General features: G+C 62.7%; 20 protein-coding genes and 2 tRNA genes. 16 read left to right on the top strand and 6 right to left on the bottom strand.

Annotation, left to right across the window (positions count from 1 at the left end; translation table 11 throughout):
• The 4 genes from EV379_RS06165 (at position 1) to EV379_RS06180 (ending at position 4,028) form a co-directional block, all read left to right on the top strand.
• Positions 1-1,101, top strand: a complete 1,101-nt coding sequence (locus EV379_RS06165; RefSeq protein WP_130505366.1) for a hypothetical protein — start codon at positions 1-3, stop codon at positions 1,099-1,101.
• Positions 1,098-1,733: a hypothetical protein gene (locus tag EV379_RS06170; RefSeq protein ID WP_130505367.1), complete on the top strand. Its 636-nt coding sequence runs from the start codon at positions 1,098-1,100 to the stop codon at positions 1,731-1,733. Before EV379_RS06165 ends, EV379_RS06170 begins: the two co-directional genes overlap by 4 nt.
• Positions 1,734-1,794: 61 nt before the next feature.
• On the top strand, positions 1,795-2,256 hold the full coding sequence (locus EV379_RS06175) for a hypothetical protein (protein ID WP_130505368.1): 462 nt from the start codon (positions 1,795-1,797) through the stop codon (positions 2,254-2,256).
• Positions 2,257-2,258: 2 nt separating this feature from the next.
• On the top strand, positions 2,259-4,028 hold the full coding sequence (locus EV379_RS06180; protein ID WP_130505369.1) for a hypothetical protein: 1,770 nt from the start codon (positions 2,259-2,261) through the stop codon (positions 4,026-4,028).
• Here the strand turns inward: EV379_RS06180 and EV379_RS06185 are convergent.
• Positions 4,018-5,085: an acyltransferase family protein gene (locus EV379_RS06185; RefSeq protein ID WP_165397308.1), complete on the bottom strand. Its 1,068-nt coding sequence runs from the start codon at positions 5,083-5,085 to the stop codon at positions 4,018-4,020. The two genes, EV379_RS06180 and EV379_RS06185, sit on opposite strands and share 11 nt — an antisense overlap.
• Entirely contained in the window at positions 5,067-5,381 is a 315-nt protein-coding gene (locus EV379_RS17175; protein ID WP_165397309.1) for a hypothetical protein, read from the bottom strand. Before EV379_RS17175 ends, EV379_RS06185 begins: the two co-directional genes overlap by 19 nt.
• Positions 5,382-5,592: 211 nt before the next feature.
• On the opposite strand from EV379_RS17175, the gene EV379_RS06190 reads away from it, so the two are divergent.
• The 3 genes from EV379_RS06190 to EV379_RS06200 are packed head-to-tail and all read left to right on the top strand — an operon-like array spanning position 5,593 to position 6,877.
• A complete protein-coding gene (locus tag EV379_RS06190; RefSeq protein ID WP_130505371.1) occupies positions 5,593-6,291 on the top strand; it encodes a M23 family metallopeptidase in 699 nt (232 codons plus the stop codon).
• A 26-nt stretch (positions 6,292-6,317) separates the two neighbouring features.
• Complete coding sequence (locus EV379_RS06195; RefSeq protein ID WP_130505372.1) at positions 6,318-6,599, top strand: hypothetical protein; 282 nt, start codon at positions 6,318-6,320, stop codon at positions 6,597-6,599.
• 8 nt (positions 6,600-6,607) lie between these two features.
• Positions 6,608-6,877: a hypothetical protein gene (locus EV379_RS06200; protein ID WP_130505373.1), complete on the top strand. Its 270-nt coding sequence runs from the start codon at positions 6,608-6,610 to the stop codon at positions 6,875-6,877.
• Between the two features lie 29 nt (positions 6,878-6,906).
• Here the strand turns inward: EV379_RS06200 and EV379_RS17290 are convergent, their stop codons facing one another.
• Positions 6,907-7,158, bottom strand: coding sequence for a hypothetical protein (locus EV379_RS17290; protein ID WP_130505374.1), 252 nt, complete (start codon positions 7,156-7,158; stop codon positions 6,907-6,909).
• Positions 7,159-7,317: 159 nt separating this feature from the next.
• Here EV379_RS17290 and EV379_RS06210 point away from each other — a divergent pair, with 159 nt between their 5' ends.
• The gene (locus EV379_RS06210) at positions 7,318-7,530 is read left to right on the top strand and encodes a hypothetical protein (protein WP_130505375.1); all 213 of its coding nucleotides are present in this window, start codon (positions 7,318-7,320) and stop codon (positions 7,528-7,530) included.
• Here the strand turns inward: EV379_RS06210 and EV379_RS17180 are convergent.
• From EV379_RS17180 to EV379_RS06215, 3 genes are all read right to left on the bottom strand, one after another.
• Complete coding sequence (locus EV379_RS17180) at positions 7,514-7,654, bottom strand: hypothetical protein (protein ID WP_165397310.1); 141 nt, start codon at positions 7,652-7,654, stop codon at positions 7,514-7,516. The two genes, EV379_RS06210 and EV379_RS17180, sit on opposite strands and share 17 nt — an antisense overlap.
• A complete protein-coding gene (locus EV379_RS17185) occupies positions 7,651-7,809 on the bottom strand; it encodes a hypothetical protein (RefSeq protein ID WP_165397311.1) in 159 nt (52 codons plus the stop codon). The genes EV379_RS17180 and EV379_RS17185 overlap by 4 nt, the downstream gene beginning before the upstream one ends.
• 502 nt (positions 7,810-8,311) lie before the next feature.
• A tRNA-Gly gene (locus EV379_RS06215) sits at positions 8,312-8,382 on the bottom strand.
• A gap of 196 nt (positions 8,383-8,578) precedes the next feature.
• Here EV379_RS06215 and EV379_RS06220 point away from each other — a divergent pair.
• The 8 genes from EV379_RS06220 to clpX all read left to right on the top strand — a co-directional run bounded on the left by EV379_RS06220 (position 8,579) and on the right by clpX (position 15,259).
• Positions 8,579-8,655 (top strand) — tRNA-Pro (locus EV379_RS06220).
• 50 nt (positions 8,656-8,705) lie between these two features.
• Positions 8,706-10,130 carry a trigger factor gene (gene tig, locus EV379_RS06225; RefSeq protein WP_130505376.1) on the top strand — a complete coding sequence of 475 codons (1,425 nt, stop codon included), beginning with the start codon at positions 8,706-8,708 and terminating at the stop codon, positions 10,128-10,130.
• 81 nt (positions 10,131-10,211) lie between these two features.
• Positions 10,212-10,706 carry a tetratricopeptide repeat protein gene (locus EV379_RS06230; RefSeq protein WP_130505377.1) on the top strand — a complete coding sequence of 165 codons (495 nt, stop codon included), beginning with the start codon at positions 10,212-10,214 and terminating at the stop codon, positions 10,704-10,706.
• 83 nt (positions 10,707-10,789) lie between these two features.
• Positions 10,790-11,692, top strand: a complete 903-nt coding sequence (locus tag EV379_RS06235; protein WP_130505378.1) for an EamA family transporter — start codon at positions 10,790-10,792, stop codon at positions 11,690-11,692.
• A gap of 90 nt (positions 11,693-11,782) precedes the next feature.
• Positions 11,783-12,370, top strand: a complete 588-nt coding sequence (locus EV379_RS06240) for an ATP-dependent Clp protease proteolytic subunit (RefSeq protein ID WP_055842524.1) — start codon at positions 11,783-11,785, stop codon at positions 12,368-12,370.
• Positions 12,371-12,412: 42 nt separating this feature from the next.
• Complete coding sequence (locus EV379_RS06245; RefSeq protein WP_130505379.1) at positions 12,413-13,081, top strand: ATP-dependent Clp protease proteolytic subunit; 669 nt, start codon at positions 12,413-12,415, stop codon at positions 13,079-13,081.
• Positions 13,082-13,103: 22 nt separating this feature from the next.
• Complete coding sequence (locus EV379_RS06250; RefSeq protein ID WP_130505380.1) at positions 13,104-13,862, top strand: AAA family ATPase; 759 nt, start codon at positions 13,104-13,106, stop codon at positions 13,860-13,862.
• Positions 13,863-13,984: 122 nt separating this feature from the next.
• On the top strand, positions 13,985-15,259 hold the full coding sequence (gene clpX / locus EV379_RS06255; RefSeq protein WP_130505381.1) for an ATP-dependent Clp protease ATP-binding subunit ClpX: 1,275 nt from the start codon (positions 13,985-13,987) through the stop codon (positions 15,257-15,259).
• Positions 15,260-15,288 lie beyond the last annotated feature (29 nt).

The following is a 15,288-nucleotide window of genomic DNA, read 5'->3' on the forward strand; positions in this document are numbered from 1 at the left end:
ATGTGGTCGTTTGGCATCTTTGACGCCCTGACCGGCAACTCCGTTGATGACGTGTTCCCCGCTGCTGGCAACTGGCGCACATCGTCTACGGCGATCGGTTCGGGGCAGCACAAGTTCCATTTGAGGGATGCAGCAACTCGTGTCCCGCAGTCGGTCGCTCGGAACCTGTTTGCGGATTGGTCGCGTGTTCTTGTGGTGATGGATGGTGGTGTTCCTGTGTATGCGGGGATCATCCTGAAAACGGAGTACGACAAGGACACGGGCGTCTTGACCGTGGAACATTCTGAGTTGCGGTTGATCTACTCGAAACGTCACGTGTATGGCGTGGATGAGTACAATTCGACGGCGCAGATTCAGGTGGTTGGGAAGAGCCCGAAGGGGCTGCTGTTGGCGGTCATCAAGGCGGCGTCTTATCGGCCGGTTCCGGGGAACTGGACTCTGCCGATGCGGTTCCCCGCTGATGAGGCGGGCGGTGTTTCTAAGACGTGGTTCCACTATCAGCTTATGAAAGCGGAGGACATGATCACGGAGGTTGGCCGGATGGCTGGCGCTGTGGACTTCTACTTGCAGCCCAAGTTGGACGCGAACGGGCGACTGTTCTGGGATGTGATTCTCGGCAGCCCGCGTCTTCCTGGCGCAACGATCGACGCACCGACGACTGTTCCTGAGCCGATCATCACGGGCCTCCGCGAGGTTCGGGATGCGGCCAGGCGGTTGACGGGTGTGTTGATGGTCGGCAAGGGGTCGGAGATGGACATTCGTGTTGGCAAGGCCGGCGCGACTGTGGCCCCGACGATCCCGTATCTGGATGATTCACGGTCCGCCAAAGCGACTGACAACCAGTTCGAGCTCAACGCTTTGGCAACGTCGGAGATGGGCGTGCATGAGTTCCCGGTCGCGCAGTACGAATTCAAACTGACGCACACGCGAGACGCTGACGGCAGTGAGCTGTTCAAGCTTTCAGATTGCGTGCCTGGTGCGCGAGTCCTTGTCGAGACCCGTGATGACGAGTGGCTGTATGACGGCCAGAAAACGTTTTACGTGTTGGGTGTGTCTGGTGACATGTCTCGCACGGTGACTCCGGAGGTGCAGGAACTGTGAGCCTCGACAATCTGAACGATGACCCGATGCGGGACGTCCTCGCGCGTTTGCGTGCGTTGGAGACTGCTGACCCGCTCGGCTTCTCCTCCATCACGCGCGGGCAATTGCGTGTCGGCGGTTCTGCGATCCTCCTGGTCGACTCGGATGGTGGCGTTGTCATCCACGGCCAGTTGAATGGCGACGGGACGCTCGTGTGGACGGGCGTCACGACGCTGAAGGGAACAACTCGTTTCGAGGGCGACACGACGCAGGTTGGTCCGTTCCACATTGAGGGCGCAACTGACCTCAAGGGCGATATGGCGGTGAAGTCTGGCGGCAAGATCACGGTTGAGGGCGCGAACCCGATCATTCTGAGTCAGGTTGCTGGTGCTGCTCAGATGCAACTGGGCGATGCGAAGTTGATCGGTGGCGCGAATGGGTTTGCGTTGGGTGTCGGCACCCGTGTCGTGTACTCCAGTTTGGACGGGGTTGTGTTGCAGGGTGGCTTGAATACGCTATCGGTCAACTCGAGCACGGGCACACAGATCAGCGGCGCTCTTGATTTGGAGAACTTGCCGACGATGGCGCGGGGTTCTTTGGTGCCGAACCTTTACATCGATCCCACCTCTAAGCAGGTTTACCGGCTCGTCTAGCGCGCCCTGTTCCTCAATCTTCTGCCTCCACGTTGTGGGGGCTTTCTCTATTGGAGGCCTTATGTCCACCGTGACTGGCAACCTGGCGACATTCGACCTTTCATCCACAGATCTTGCGGGTGTGCGGATCGTGTTCACTCCCAGCGGTCCGGCCGTTGCTGGGACGAAACTTTTCCTGTTCACGAAACCGCGTTACGCGTATCCGGCTGTTGACGGGTCGGGGTTGTTCAGTATCAACCTGGCGCCGACTCGTGATCTGCGCCCCGAGTCGTGGTATTCGATCCGGGTCGAGTGGCCTGACCCGAACATGTACGGCCCCAATCAGGGATATATCGGTGTCGACTTCCCCGACTGGCGCCTGTACGTGCCCAACGAGGGTGGCGATTTCGCGACTCTCATTGGCACGTTCGCGAAACCGAACGACATTTTTGTGTGGTGGTCGGCGACCGCCCCTTCCCCTTGGCCTGTCGGTTTGACGTGGGTCAACACGATCACTGGCGATGTCACCAAAAGGACGGCGTAATCATGACTCTTGAGCTCATCACGAACATCATGGGGCCTCAGGGGCCTATTGGTCCGATGGGGCCGGTGAACCCTGACTCTGCGCCGACCGACGAGGCTATCGGTGAGTGGGTGGGTGTACCGAGCGAGACTCGCACTGCACTCCTGAAGAACGGTCTTACCGGCTGGTTGCATGTCGACGGTTTCGGGGCGAAGCATGATGCTGGCGTGACGGACTCCACCTTGGCGATCCGTGCCGCGTTGGATGCTGCCAGCCACGGTGACACGATTTACTTTCCCGGCACAGGGCCCGGCGCCTACTACAAGATCACTGACACGATCACTGTCACGAAGACGAACATTCGCTTCATGGGCGCACCTCGTGACGCGTACGCATCCTCGATCCGGTGCAACGTCGCAGGGAAGACGATGATCCTTGTGAAAGCTGCAGGGTTCGTCATGGAAAACGTTGGCCTCGTAGGCGACGGGGCAATCCCGCTCGGCGCCGGGGCGACCGTCACTGGGCTCGAGGTGTGGGGCGACAACGACGGTAACTGTGACGCAGTGGTCCGAGGGACCACGTTCCAGCAGTTGAAGCTCGGGGCGCGCACCCGTGGGCGGAACGTGAACTTCGACCTCGACACGATGTTCTCTAACTGCCTCGAGGGAATCGCGTTCGATGGTCCTGACGCCGTGTTCCACACCGGCCCGAACCGCGAGGACATCCGCGGGCACGCGGTCAAGAACTGCAGGTTCCACACCAACGGAACACTCAAGACTCACGCGGTTATCCGCTTCACGCCGGCGTCGAAGACGAACGGGGCGATCGTTCGAGATAACTTCTTTGACGCTGGCGGGCAGGCTGCGCACATCGTCGCAGAGGGAGAAGCAGCAACACCCGCTACGTCCACGATCCGCGGGCTCAGCTTGAAAGACAACGTTCACCACCAAGTGGAGAATCGGGCGTACGACCTGAAGAACGTGCTTTACAGCTGGATCGACAACCCGAACATCATCGGGTCGTCGTCGGGCGGCGTGTGGAGCGAGGATGCGATTCTGCTGACGAACGTGTCCCGATCCAAGGTAAAGGGTGTCTCGGGCAACGTCATCGGCCGTTCGGGAATCAAGATGCGAGGCTGCTCCGTTGTGAGCCTGAAGAATATCGACTTTGACAGTGTCGGCATGGACACCGCCGCGGGGACATTTGATGTCCTGGATGTCGACTCCACGAATGACCAGATCCTGATCTCCGACGTCACAGCTAATGGGGCGCCCGGTTATGGGTTCAATGGCAACCCAACGGGTAGTGCGCTCTACGATGGCGTGTTCGTTAGCTGTGTGCTTGGGACCGTCAACTCTGACACTGTGCTGAACAAGGTGCAGCGTGGGTCAAACAGTTTCGTAGAGAACAAGCACGGCCGGCTTGAGGACATCGGGTACAAGGGGCATGATTTCTCATCGGGAGTTGCGAAACCCGTCGCGACGATCGCAACAGGAGGAAACCTCGCTGGATTCCTTCTCGAGGTGGAGGTCACAGCACAGAACGGCGCCCCGCTGAACGCTTACTTGTTCGCGCGACGGTACGTGAACCCGAACAATGGGGCTCCAATTGTGACGACGCTCGGTGCGGACGCTGCAAGTGGCGTAACGCTCACGATTACCGGGACGGGGGCGAATGTGAGTGTGTCCGTAACTGTTGGCGGCACGACGTTCGGCAGCGTCCGCCTCCGGACAAGCGCGCCGAGCGGGTCAGGCGCTGTGAATAAGCGGCAAGCCGCGATTACTATGCTCTAACCGCATCGGGGGCAGCTTGCTTCGACAGCCTGCCACCCCGCCTCTTGAACTTCTGCAGCGGCTTCTCCACGAGGAACCAGCTGGCGGCAGCAAGGGGCAGGGTGGCGGCAACGCTTGCGATCGCGAAGCCGAAAAGCGGCAGTGCGGAGAGGCCGAGAAGCACAAGCAGCTGCTGCACTGGGAAAGCGTAGATGTACATGCCGTAGGAGAAGTCATTCCGGAGCACGAGCCTCTTGTGGTTGGCCAGGGCACCAAGCCCGATCAGCCCATATGCGAGGAAGGGTGCGGCAACGAGTCGGTATTCGGGGAGCAGCGTCGAGGCGGTCGCAACCGCGAGCGCACCGATGACTAGTGGCCATGACACGGGGAGCTTCCTCGTGAGTTGGTAGACGAGCGCACCGGCCGAGAACATGAGGCCGAACCGAGCTGCGATGGCTACGTTCTCGCTCTCCACCCAGTCTGCGCTTGAGGCAAGTAGAGCGATCCAGCTGGCAATAAAGATCAGCGGGACTGTCGCTCGGAAACGGAGTAGCCCGGCGACGCCGGCTGCGAGGATCGCCAGGTAGCAGAGGAACTCCCAGAAGAGGGTCCAAAGCGAACCATTCCATACGCCGGGGTACGGGATGCCCGATGGTGAGCCTGCAATATCGAACTGGAACATCCAGAGGGCTGCGTTTTTGAGCACGTATGACAGCGACTCAAAAGAGTAGATCGGTTGCCCGGTTCCCGAAAGCAGGATACCGATGGGCGCGAAGACTGCTGCGGTCACGATGAGGCAGACGTAGAACGCGGGCAGGATGCGGATCGCTCGGGCACGGAGGTACCGGCGTGGGGATGGGTTGGCCAGCCAGCTTCCTAGGATGAGAAACCCCGAGATGGCGAAGAACCCATCGACCCAGAACTGGCCGCGAAGTTCGCCGACTTCGCCCCACGCGAACTCTTTCCCCGCCAGCAAGGGTGAATGCCCGAGGATCACTCCAATTGCGAGCAATAAGCGTATGGCGTTTAGGGAGTTCTGCTTTCGATCGAACGCATCGCTCAGTGTCCGTCTGGGCATTTCCTGAGCGTAGCGCATGTGGAGTCGAGCCTGTCCTTTCGGTTCACGTCCACCCATGCGGTGATGGTGAGCGTCACCCACATGACCGTCCAGAACAGGGAGTATCCGAACGCGGCTGAGCCGTGCTCGAGCGACGGCGCCCAAGCCCACCACAGGGCGAGTGACAGGATGCCAGCGAGGCCTGCACCGAACCACACATCGTCATAGTCGCGGGGGGTGGCTTGCTCTGTGACGCGTTCCCGCTCGATGCGTGCACGCCAATAGTTGGTCGGTGTCGCGGTCGCCTGAGGTGTCATAACACCCGAGGATAGGTGTCATTACACCCGCTGTCTAGTCCTTAGCCAAGTATTCGTCAAGCATCCGATTCACGACCGCCGTCAACGTCTCACCGTTTGCACGCGCTTTCGCCAACGCCTCCTGATACCTGTCCTCCGGGATGCGAAAAGACTTCAGGGGCGTCTTCGGCTGATTTGGCATACCCACATACAACCACGGCAGGAGACGCAAATGGTGCACCTGATCAAAGCTGCACGCGGCAACATCAACACACACCACGGGGAGCAGATCGGTCGTGGCTTTCCTCACGTTGGTATCGACGTTGGTTGGGGCGGTGGGCTTGAGCTCTACGCCCCAGCCGCGGGCTGGCTCACGTGGTCTGAGGCGGGCACGTACGGCAACCTAGCCGTCATCACGCACGACGATGGCACCCGGTCCCGCATCGCACACGCAGACGGCTACCTCGGATTCAATGGCCGCCGCGTCGAACAGGGCGAACACATCGGGACCATGGGGAAGTCTGGCGGCCCGTGGGGCTCGTCCGGTTGGTTCGTGCACTGTCACCAGGAGTACTGGGTGAACGGCCGCGCGGTCAACCCTCTCGACTACATGACCAGCACCGCTGGTTCCGGAATCACACCAATTGAGGAAGACGACATGTACACAGACAAAGATCGTGAACGCGACGACATCACCGCGTGGCGCGTCGAACAGATCAAGAACACGCTGGACGAGATCGCGCTAGGTCGCGGTGTCGTGAACGCGAAACTCGACACCGCACTCTGGGCTGTCGGTGACCCGAAATCCGGACTGCGCACGATGGTCGCCGGCATCAACGGTGGCACCGCGACACCCATCGACCTCGCTTCAATCGCCACGGCCGTGCAGGACGAAGAAGACCGGCGCAACCGCGACCGGCTCAACCGCTAACCACCCTCCCCGCCTGAGGAGGGCACATGCCAGATTGGCTCAACAGCAGCCTGACAGTCGCCGTAGCTTTCGTGCTCGGCATCGTCGGAACAGTCCTGACCGGCAAGCGTGACAAGCGCTCAGCCGAATCCACCCTGATCGACCAGCTGCAGGAAGAGCTGGCCGGCTACCGCGAAACCACCAACGCCCGCCTCGACAAGCTCGAGGCGGAGAACGCCGGGTACAGGCGGTTCGTGTTCGCGCTCATTGACCACGGCGACGCGAACGGCATTGACCGGCTCCCGTGGCCCAACGAACTTCCCCGATAGGAGACACCGTGACTCACGCAGCACCCACCCGTACGCCGCTCTGGTTTCCGAATCAGCGCGTCATCCGCACAACCGTCCAGGCGATCGTCGGACTCATCCCGACACTTGTCGCGATACTGCTCATCCTCGCGGATCAGTGGCCCGTCCAGTGGCTCATCGCTGCAGCCGGCGTCGGCGTGAGTGTGCAGGCCGCGCTCGCGAAGATCATGGCACTGCCCGCAGTAGACGCATGGCTGACAGAGAACACCGCGCTTGGGTCCGCCCCACGCGAGAAGTAGCGCCAACACTTGACCCCCAGTGGTCGCCTCTAGCGGGGCGGCTGCTGGGGGCTCTTTTGCGTTGGCTCGCCGTGTAGGTACTGATACTCGGGAGCCCCCGGAACGCCTCTTGCGAGCAGCCGCTGATGTGTCTCGTTGCAAGCTTGCTGCAGCGTCCGGTAATGCCCGATCATGCGTCGGCTGTTCTCGTGCTCGGCCCACGTTTGTGCTTTGTAGTACACCTCGTCACCGCGGCGCATGATGCGGATCAGCCCATAACACTTGCCGAGGGTGTCGATCATCTTCCATGTACCGGTAGGTTGCTCTACCGCTGCGAGGATCGGATACCAACGATTCTCACGTCTCTCCATTCTTCGAAGATACGTTCGAGAAATAATGGATGCAAGTCAGCTGGTGCGATCGCTGCGGCGGGTGTAGACCTAAACGTGCAGGGACTCCTCATGTACGCCACCAACCACCCGGACAGCACGACGTGGCAAGAACGCTACGACGACGCTGGAACCGGTGTCGAAATCGAGGAGACGACCGACCGGTACGTGTTGGCGTTGTCCGCGGCAGTGGTCAAGTATCCGGCCGGTCACCCCGAAATCCTGCGCGCGATGGAAGCCGTGCGACGACACACCAACGGCCGCAAAACTACTCGGCTTTCCTGACGCTGAGCATCTGGAATCCCTCAGGCACCATCGCCGCGAGCTGTGCTTTCACGGCCGTGTAGTCGTCACCTTCTGCTTCGAGCTCGGACGTTTCGACAGTGCGGATGGTGGCTACGAGTTTCACCAGTCCAGCTTACGAGGCAGCTCAGGGATGTCCTCGCCGGCGGCGGTGATGGCTGCGTGTTCTGCTCGGGCGGCATCCGTCTCGGCTTGCTGCTCAGGGGTCAGCAATGTTGCGGCCACTTCTTGGTCGCCAGGAATTTCCCAGATGTCACCCATGACATAAGCCTGCAGCGTTTAGCCAGGGTGAAACAAGGGTGGAGGCAAGGTTGCGGCGGCGCAAAGGCATGAGCTGGGGGAGTGGCGCGCTACTCAACCCCCGGAATTGCAGGCGACACGCTGTTGCACAAGCAATGTTGCGTGTGCGCAAACAATCGGGTAATGTCTAAATCACAACGAACGGCCGCCGTATGGAGGGGGTCGAACGAGAGATAGGAACCCGGCAATGAGCTCCACCCAATGCCCACTAAGAAGACACAGGCACACCGGTTTGATCAACGGCGCAGTTTGGAGTGCGCACGGCAGAAGGTGACAGTAAGGGGAGATCGATGGGGAGACCCACCATGTCCAGAAGAGGCGGCTACCCGCATCACGGCCCACACCAGGGCCAGTGCGCGGGGCCGCCTCTTTCTTTATGCCCGGATCGATACGGTGCAGAATAGGGTGCAGAGTAAAGAAGAAGGCCCCCAGCTAACCAGCTGGAGGCCTTTATCTATATGAGAGGGGCTGACGAGAATCGAACTCGCATCATCTGTTTGGAAGACAGAGGCTTTACCACTAAGCTACAGCCCCGAATCGGACGGTGTCCGGCGGGATGCCTGCATCAGCTGCGGGCACTCGAACAATGTTAGTACAGCTTTTGGGGTGCTTTGTTCACACTGCTGCGCAGTGGCATCCGAAACCGTGCAGTAGACTTGCGGAGGCCTTTCTGGCAGCGTGCGGTTTTTGCACGTCTCCGGAAAAGGTACGACGGGTTGCGGCACTGACTCGGGGCGTAGCTCAGCTTGGTAGAGCGCTCGGTTTGGGACCGAGAGGTCGCAGGTTCGAATCCTGTCGCCCCGACCACGTCGTGAGACATCCCAGCAGAACTTTTGACGTCTAGGAGAATTGCCACAATGCCAACCACCTCGGTTGAAAAGCTCAGCCCGACGCGCGCCAAGCTCACCATCTCGGTCTCGCCCGAAGAGCTGAAGCCCAGCATCACCCACGCCTACGGCCACATCGCCGAGCAGGTCAGCGTTCCCGGCTTCCGCAAGGGCAAGGTTCCGCCGGCCATCATCGACCAGCGCGTCGGCAAGAACGCCGTTCTCGAGCACGCCGTGAACGAGGGTCTCGACACCTTCTACCGTCTCGCCGTTGCTGAGCACGACCTGCGCCCGCTGGGCCGCCCCGCCGCCGACATCGTTGAGTGGCCGAGCGACAAGGACTTCTCCGGCGACCTCCTCCTCTCGATCGAGGTTGACGTTCGCCCCGAGCTCACGCTCCCCGACCTCTCCGGCATCGCCATCACGGTCGACGCAACCGAGATCGGTGACGACGAGGTTGACGCAGAGCTCGAGAAGCTCCGCACCCGCTTCGGCACGCTCATCACCGTTGACCGCCCCGCCAAGACCGGTGACTTCGTCACCATCGACCTCACCGCCAAGATCGGCGACGACGAGGTCGACAGCGCGAGCGGCATCTCCTACGAGGTCGGCTCCGGCGAGCTGATCGAGGGCATCGACGAGGCCCTCGACTCCCTCTCCGCCGACGAGACCACCACCTTCGAGTCGAAGCTGCTCGGCGGCGACCGCGAGGGCGAGACCGCTCTCATCACGGTGACCGTCACGGCCGTCAAGGAGCGCGAGCTTCCCGCCGCCGACGACGACTTCGCCCAGATCGCCAGCGAGTTCGACACCATCGCCGAGCTGCGCGAGAGCCTCGTCAAGCAGGTTGAGGCCAACAAGACCTTCGCCCAGGGTGGCCAGGCACGCGACCTTCTCATCGACAAGCTCCACGAGCTCGTCGAGGTTCCGGTTCCCGTTTCCCTCGTCGAGGACGAGGTGAACCGTCACCTCGAGGGTGAGGGTCGTCTCGAGGACGACGAGCACCGTGCAGAGGTCACCGAGTCCAGCGAGAAGACCTTCCGCAGCCAGATCCTGCTCGACGCGATCGCCGAGGCCGAAGAGGTCAAGGTCAGCCAGGACGAGCTGTCCCAGTACCTCATCCAGGGTGCAGCGCAGTACGGCATGAACCCGAGCGAGTTCGTTCAGGTTCTCAGCGAGAACGGCCAGATCCAGGCCATGGTCGGCGAGGTTGCCCGCAACAAGGCACTCGCGATCATCCTCGGCAAGGCCGTCGTCACCGACTCCAACGGCAAGCCCGTCGACCTCAGCGAGTTCGTTGCTGTTGAGGACGAGGACGAGGCTGAGGCCGAGGCCGAGGCCGAGAAGCCCGCCAAGAAGGCTCCCGCCAAGAAGAAGGCCCCCGCGAAGAAGGCCGCCAAGGCCGACGACGCCAAGGCCGACGAGGCTGAGGCCGACGCCAAGGCTGCTGAGTAGTCACAATTCCTGTGAGCGGGGGTCGGATGCCGATGGCATCCGGCCCCCGCTCTCGTTAACGCGCGAGAGAAGAGAACAGCAATGGACCGCCGCACGGAATGGAAGACGCGTGTCGACGCCGTCTGGGCCGACAGCACGCTGAACAACGCAGAGGTCATCGACCGCATCGACGAGCTCGCCGCCGAGTGGCGGGATGACGACGCGCTTGCGCTCTTCGAGAAGGCCGGCGCCCGCGATTCCGCCGGCCTGGAGGCGCAGGCGGAGCCGCTCTATCGCCGCGCGCTGCAGCTGGGTCTGCCCGAGTCGGAGCGGGCGCAGGCCACGATCCAGCTCGCCAGCACCATCCGCAACCTCGGCAAGATCGACGAGTCCATCGCGCTGCTGCGAGACGAACTCGATTCGGCGCCAGACGGCGAACTCGCCGGCGCTGCGACGGCCTTCCTCGCCCTCGCTTTGGCGAGTCGCGGGGATGCGCTCGAGGCAACGCAGCTGGCGCTCCTTGCCCTCGTGCCCCAGCTGCCGCGCTACCAGCGCAGCGTCAGGGCCTACGCCATGGAGTTGACCGCGGGGGCCTGACCCGCACGTTTGCCGGCGTCTGGCATGATGGGTGGCTCCCAGGGGTTCCGACGAAGCGACCTCACCGTCTCCGCAGGGATCTCATGTCGCTCTTCGCCTTCACGCTCGTCGTGGTCGCCGCCATCGCGCATGCCGCGTGGAACCTCGCCTCGAAGAAGGCCAGCTCCAGCGGGCTGCTTTTCATCTGGCTCGGCGCGGTGGCATCCACCGTGTTCTACCTGCCGCTGGCCATCGTCGACATCGGCCTGCACGGCCTGGAGCTGCGCTCCTTCATCCTCGGCGCGACGGTGTCGGCCGTGCTGCACGTTGCCTACATGTTCCTGCTGCAGCGCGGCTACGCGGCCGGCGACATCTCCGTGGTCTACCCGATGGCGCGCGGCACCGGTCCGCTCCTCACGGTCGTCTTCGCGATCGTCATCTTCGGTGAGCGGCCGCCGCCGCTCGCCCTGTTCGGCGCGCTAGTGATCGTGGCAGGCGTCGTGGCGATCGGGCTCGCCGGGTCCGTCGGGCGCAGGCGCGCGGCATCCGCAGGCCTGGGGATGCCGGGGGCGGCACCCTCCCGCATGCGTGCAGGCATCATCTACGGCCTGCTCACCGGCGTCTCGATTGCGGCGTACACCCTCTGGGATGCGTCGGTCGTCAACGGCGGTGGCGTATCGCCGCTGACCTTCATGGTCGGGTGCACGCTGGGGGAGTTGGTGCTGCTCGCACCGATCGCGCTGCGCAGACGCGCGCAACTGGTGACGGTGTGGCGCAGCTTCAAGCGCGAGGCGGTGATCGTGGGGCTGCTCTCGCCGCTGTCGTACATCCTCGTGCTCTGGGCGATGCAGCTCGCGCCGGTTTCGTTGGTCGCTCCGGCCCGTGAACTCAGTGTTGTGCTGGTGAGTCTCGCCGGCTGGTTGGTCTACCGGGAACCCAACCCGGTGCAGCGCATGGTGGGCGCCGTAGTGGTGCTCGGCGGGGTCGCATTGCTCGCCGTCGCGTGACACGCGATCTGCCCACGGCGAACACCGCTCTTCCAGCGCGTTGGCTCAGATAGATTCGACATACCGCGTTAACTGAAACGGAGCGACAACATGGCTGAACCTCTGGTAGCCACCAGCGTTTTTGATCGACTGCTGAAGGACCGCATCATCTGGCTCGGTTCCGAGGTGCGCGACGACAACGCCAACGAGATCGCCGCCAAGCTTTTGCTGCTTGCCGCCGAGGATTCCAAGCGCGACATCTACCTCTACATCAACTCGCCCGGTGGCTCGATCACGGCCGGCATGGCGATCTACGACACGATGCAGTTCGTGCCGAACGACATCGTGACCGTCGGCATCGGCATGGCGGCATCCATGGGTCAGCTCCTGCTGACGGCCGGCACGAAGGGCAAGCGTTACATCACGCCGAACGCCCGCGTGCTGCTGCACCAGCCGCACGGTGGCTTCGGTGGAACCTCCAGCGACATCCAGACGCAGGCGCAGCTCATCAACGACATGAAGAAGCGTCTCGCCGAGATCACCGCAGCGCAGACCGGCAAGAGCGTCGAGCAGATCAACGCCGACGGCGACCGTGACCGCTGGTTCGACGCCCAGCAGGCGCTCGAATACGGCTTCGTCGACCACATCCGCGAATCTGCGCTGGATGTCGCCGGCGGCGGCGGAACCGAAACCAAGTAAGCCCCGAGCTTCGACAATTCGATCAGAAACGAAGAGACGACTATGACGACACCCAGCTTCGGTGGCACCGCATACTCCAACATGCAGGCACCCGGCTCCCGCTACATTCTGCCCAGCTTCGAGGAGCGCACGGCCTACGGCTACAAGCGCCAGGACCCGTACGCCAAGTTGTTCGAGGACCGCATCATCTTCCTCGGCGTGCAGGTTGACGACGCCTCGGCCGACGACGTGATGGCCCAGCTTCTCGTGCTCGAGAGCATGGACCCCGACCGCGACATCCAGATGTACATCAACTCGCCCGGTGGTTCGTTCACCGCGATGACGGCCATCTACGACACGATGCAGTACATCCGTCCGCAGGTGCAGACGATCGTTCTCGGCCAGGCAGCATCCGCGGCCGCCGTGCTGACGGCCGCCGGCGCTCCAGGCAAGCGTCTGGCACTGCCGAACGCCCGCATCCTGATCCACCAGCCCGCCGTCGGCGAGGCCGGCCGCGGTCAGGCATCGGACATCGAGATCCAGGCCAAGGAGATCCTGCGCATGCGCACCTGGCTCGAGGAGACGCTGGCCAGGCACTCCAACCGCGATGCGGCCCAGGTGAACAAGGACATCGACCGCGACAAGATCCTCAGCGCAGAAGAGGCGCTCGAGTACGGTCTCATCGACCAGGTGCTCACCTCGCGCAAGAGCCTCGCAGCGCTGAGCAAGTAGACCTGAGCGGGCTTCTCGCGCAATGAACGCGGCGGATGACTGGCTGTATGACAGCCGGGCCATCCGCCGCGTTTCTGCGTATTCGGATGCCGAGATCGACCATCGCAGCTGGCCGGCGAGTATCCCGGCGATCGCGCAGGTGCTCCGAGACGGCCTGGAGCCGGCATCCGGGGTGACGTTCCTGGTCGGGGAGAACGGCAGCGGCAAGTCGACTCTGCTCGAGGGCATCGCGACGGCCTATGGCTTGCCGCCGGAAGGCGGCAGCAATCAGGGCTCGCATTCCACGCGCCCGACGGAATCGCCGCTCGGCGACTGGCTGCGCATCGAGCGGAGCCCGACGGCGCCGCGCTGGGGTTTCTTCCTGCGTGCAGAGACGATGCATGGCTACTACAGCTATCTCGAGGCCCTGCCGAACAGTCCAGACCAGCATCTGCACTCTCTCAGCCACGGAGAGTCGTTCAACGAGCTGCTCGAGAACAAGCTCAACCATCCGCGCTACGTCACCGGTCTGGCGTGCCTCGACGAGCCGGAGGCCGCGCTGTCGTTCGCGTCGACCCTGAACTGGATGGTGGGATTGCGCGAGATGGTCGAGCGTGGAACCCAGGTGATCTGTGCGACGCACTCGCCGATCCTGGCCTCCCTGCCCGGGGCGCGCATCCTCGAACTGGGGGAGTGGGGCATCCGGGAGGCGGACTGGTCCGATCTGCAGATCGTGCAGCATTGGCGCAGCTATCTGGATTCGCCCGAACGGTACCTGCGCCACCTCTTCGCCCCCGAGTGAGTAGCCCCGGAGGCGACGCGCCAGAGAATCTGCGAGCCACAAACGGCGGGATGTCGGCATCACAGGCTAGGCTCGGATTACGTTCTGAAACATCAGTTTCGCGACGCTGAGGAGGCGGACGAATGGCACGCATAGGTGAGAGCGCCGACCTGCTCAAATGCTCCTTCTGCGGCAAGAGCCAGAAGCAGGTCCAGCAGCTCATCGCGGGCCCAGGCGTCTACATCTGTGACGAATGCGTCGAACTCTGCAACGAGATCATCGAGGAGCGCCTGGCCGAATCCGGCGACGAGGTGAGCAGCGAGTTCGAGCTGCCCAAGCCCAAAGAGATCTTCGGCTTCCTCGAGGAGTACGTCATCGGCCAGGAGCCGGCAAAGCGAGCGCTGGCCGTCGCCGTCTACAACCACTACAAGCGTGTTCGCGCTCGCACGTCTATCGGCCCGGCCGACGTCAAGGACGAGATCGAGATCGCCAAGTCCAACATCCTGCTGATCGGCCCGACCGGCTGCGGCAAGACCTATCTCGCCCAGACGCTGGCCAAGCGCCTCAACGTGCCATTCGCCGTCGCGGACGCGACCGCGCTCACGGAGGCCGGCTATGTCGGTGAAGACGTCGAGAACATCCTGTTGAAGCTGATCCAGGCCGCCGACTACGACGTCAAGCGCGCCGAGACCGGGATCATCTACATCGACGAGGTCGACAAGATCGCCCGGAAGGCCGAGAATCCATCGATCACGCGCGATGTCTCGGGTGAGGGCGTGCAGCAGGCGCTGCTGAAGATCCTCGAGGGAACCGTCGCCTCTGTGCCGCCGCAGGGCGGGCGCAAGCACCCGCACCAGGAGTTCATCCAGATCGACACGACGAATGTGCTGTTCATCGTCGCCGGCGCCTTCTCCGGTCTCGAAGACATCATCTCCTCGCGTGCGGGCAAGAAGGGCATCGGCTTCGGCGCCCCGCTCCACTCCAAGGGAGACGACGTCAACCTCTTCAGCGAGGTGCTTCCGGAAGACCTGCAGAAGTTCGGGCTGATCCCGGAGTTCATCGGGCGCCTCCCCGTCGTCACCACCGTCACGCAGCTCGACCAGGTCGCGTTGATGGAGATCCTCACCAAGCCGAAGAACGCGCTCGTGCGCCAGTACCAGCGGATGTTCGAGTACGACGGCGTCGAGCTCGAGTTCGAGCAGTCGGCGCTTGAGGCGATCGCCGACCTCGCCGTGCTCCGGCAGACCGGTGCCAGAGGCCTCAGGGCGATCATGGAAGAAGTGCTCGGCCCGATCATGTTCGAGGTGCCATCGAGCGAGGAAGTCGCCCGTGTCGTGGTGACCAGAGCCGCCGTTCTCGAGAACGCGGCGCCGACGATTGTTCCCCACAAGGCACGTCGCCAAGAGAAGTCGGCCTAGAGAGGCTAGCGAGAGGCTCCGCCCATTCT

The organism is Microterricola gilva (genome assembly GCF_004217495.1).
GTDB classification, from domain to species: domain Bacteria; phylum Actinomycetota; class Actinomycetes; order Actinomycetales; family Microbacteriaceae; genus Microterricola; species Microterricola gilva.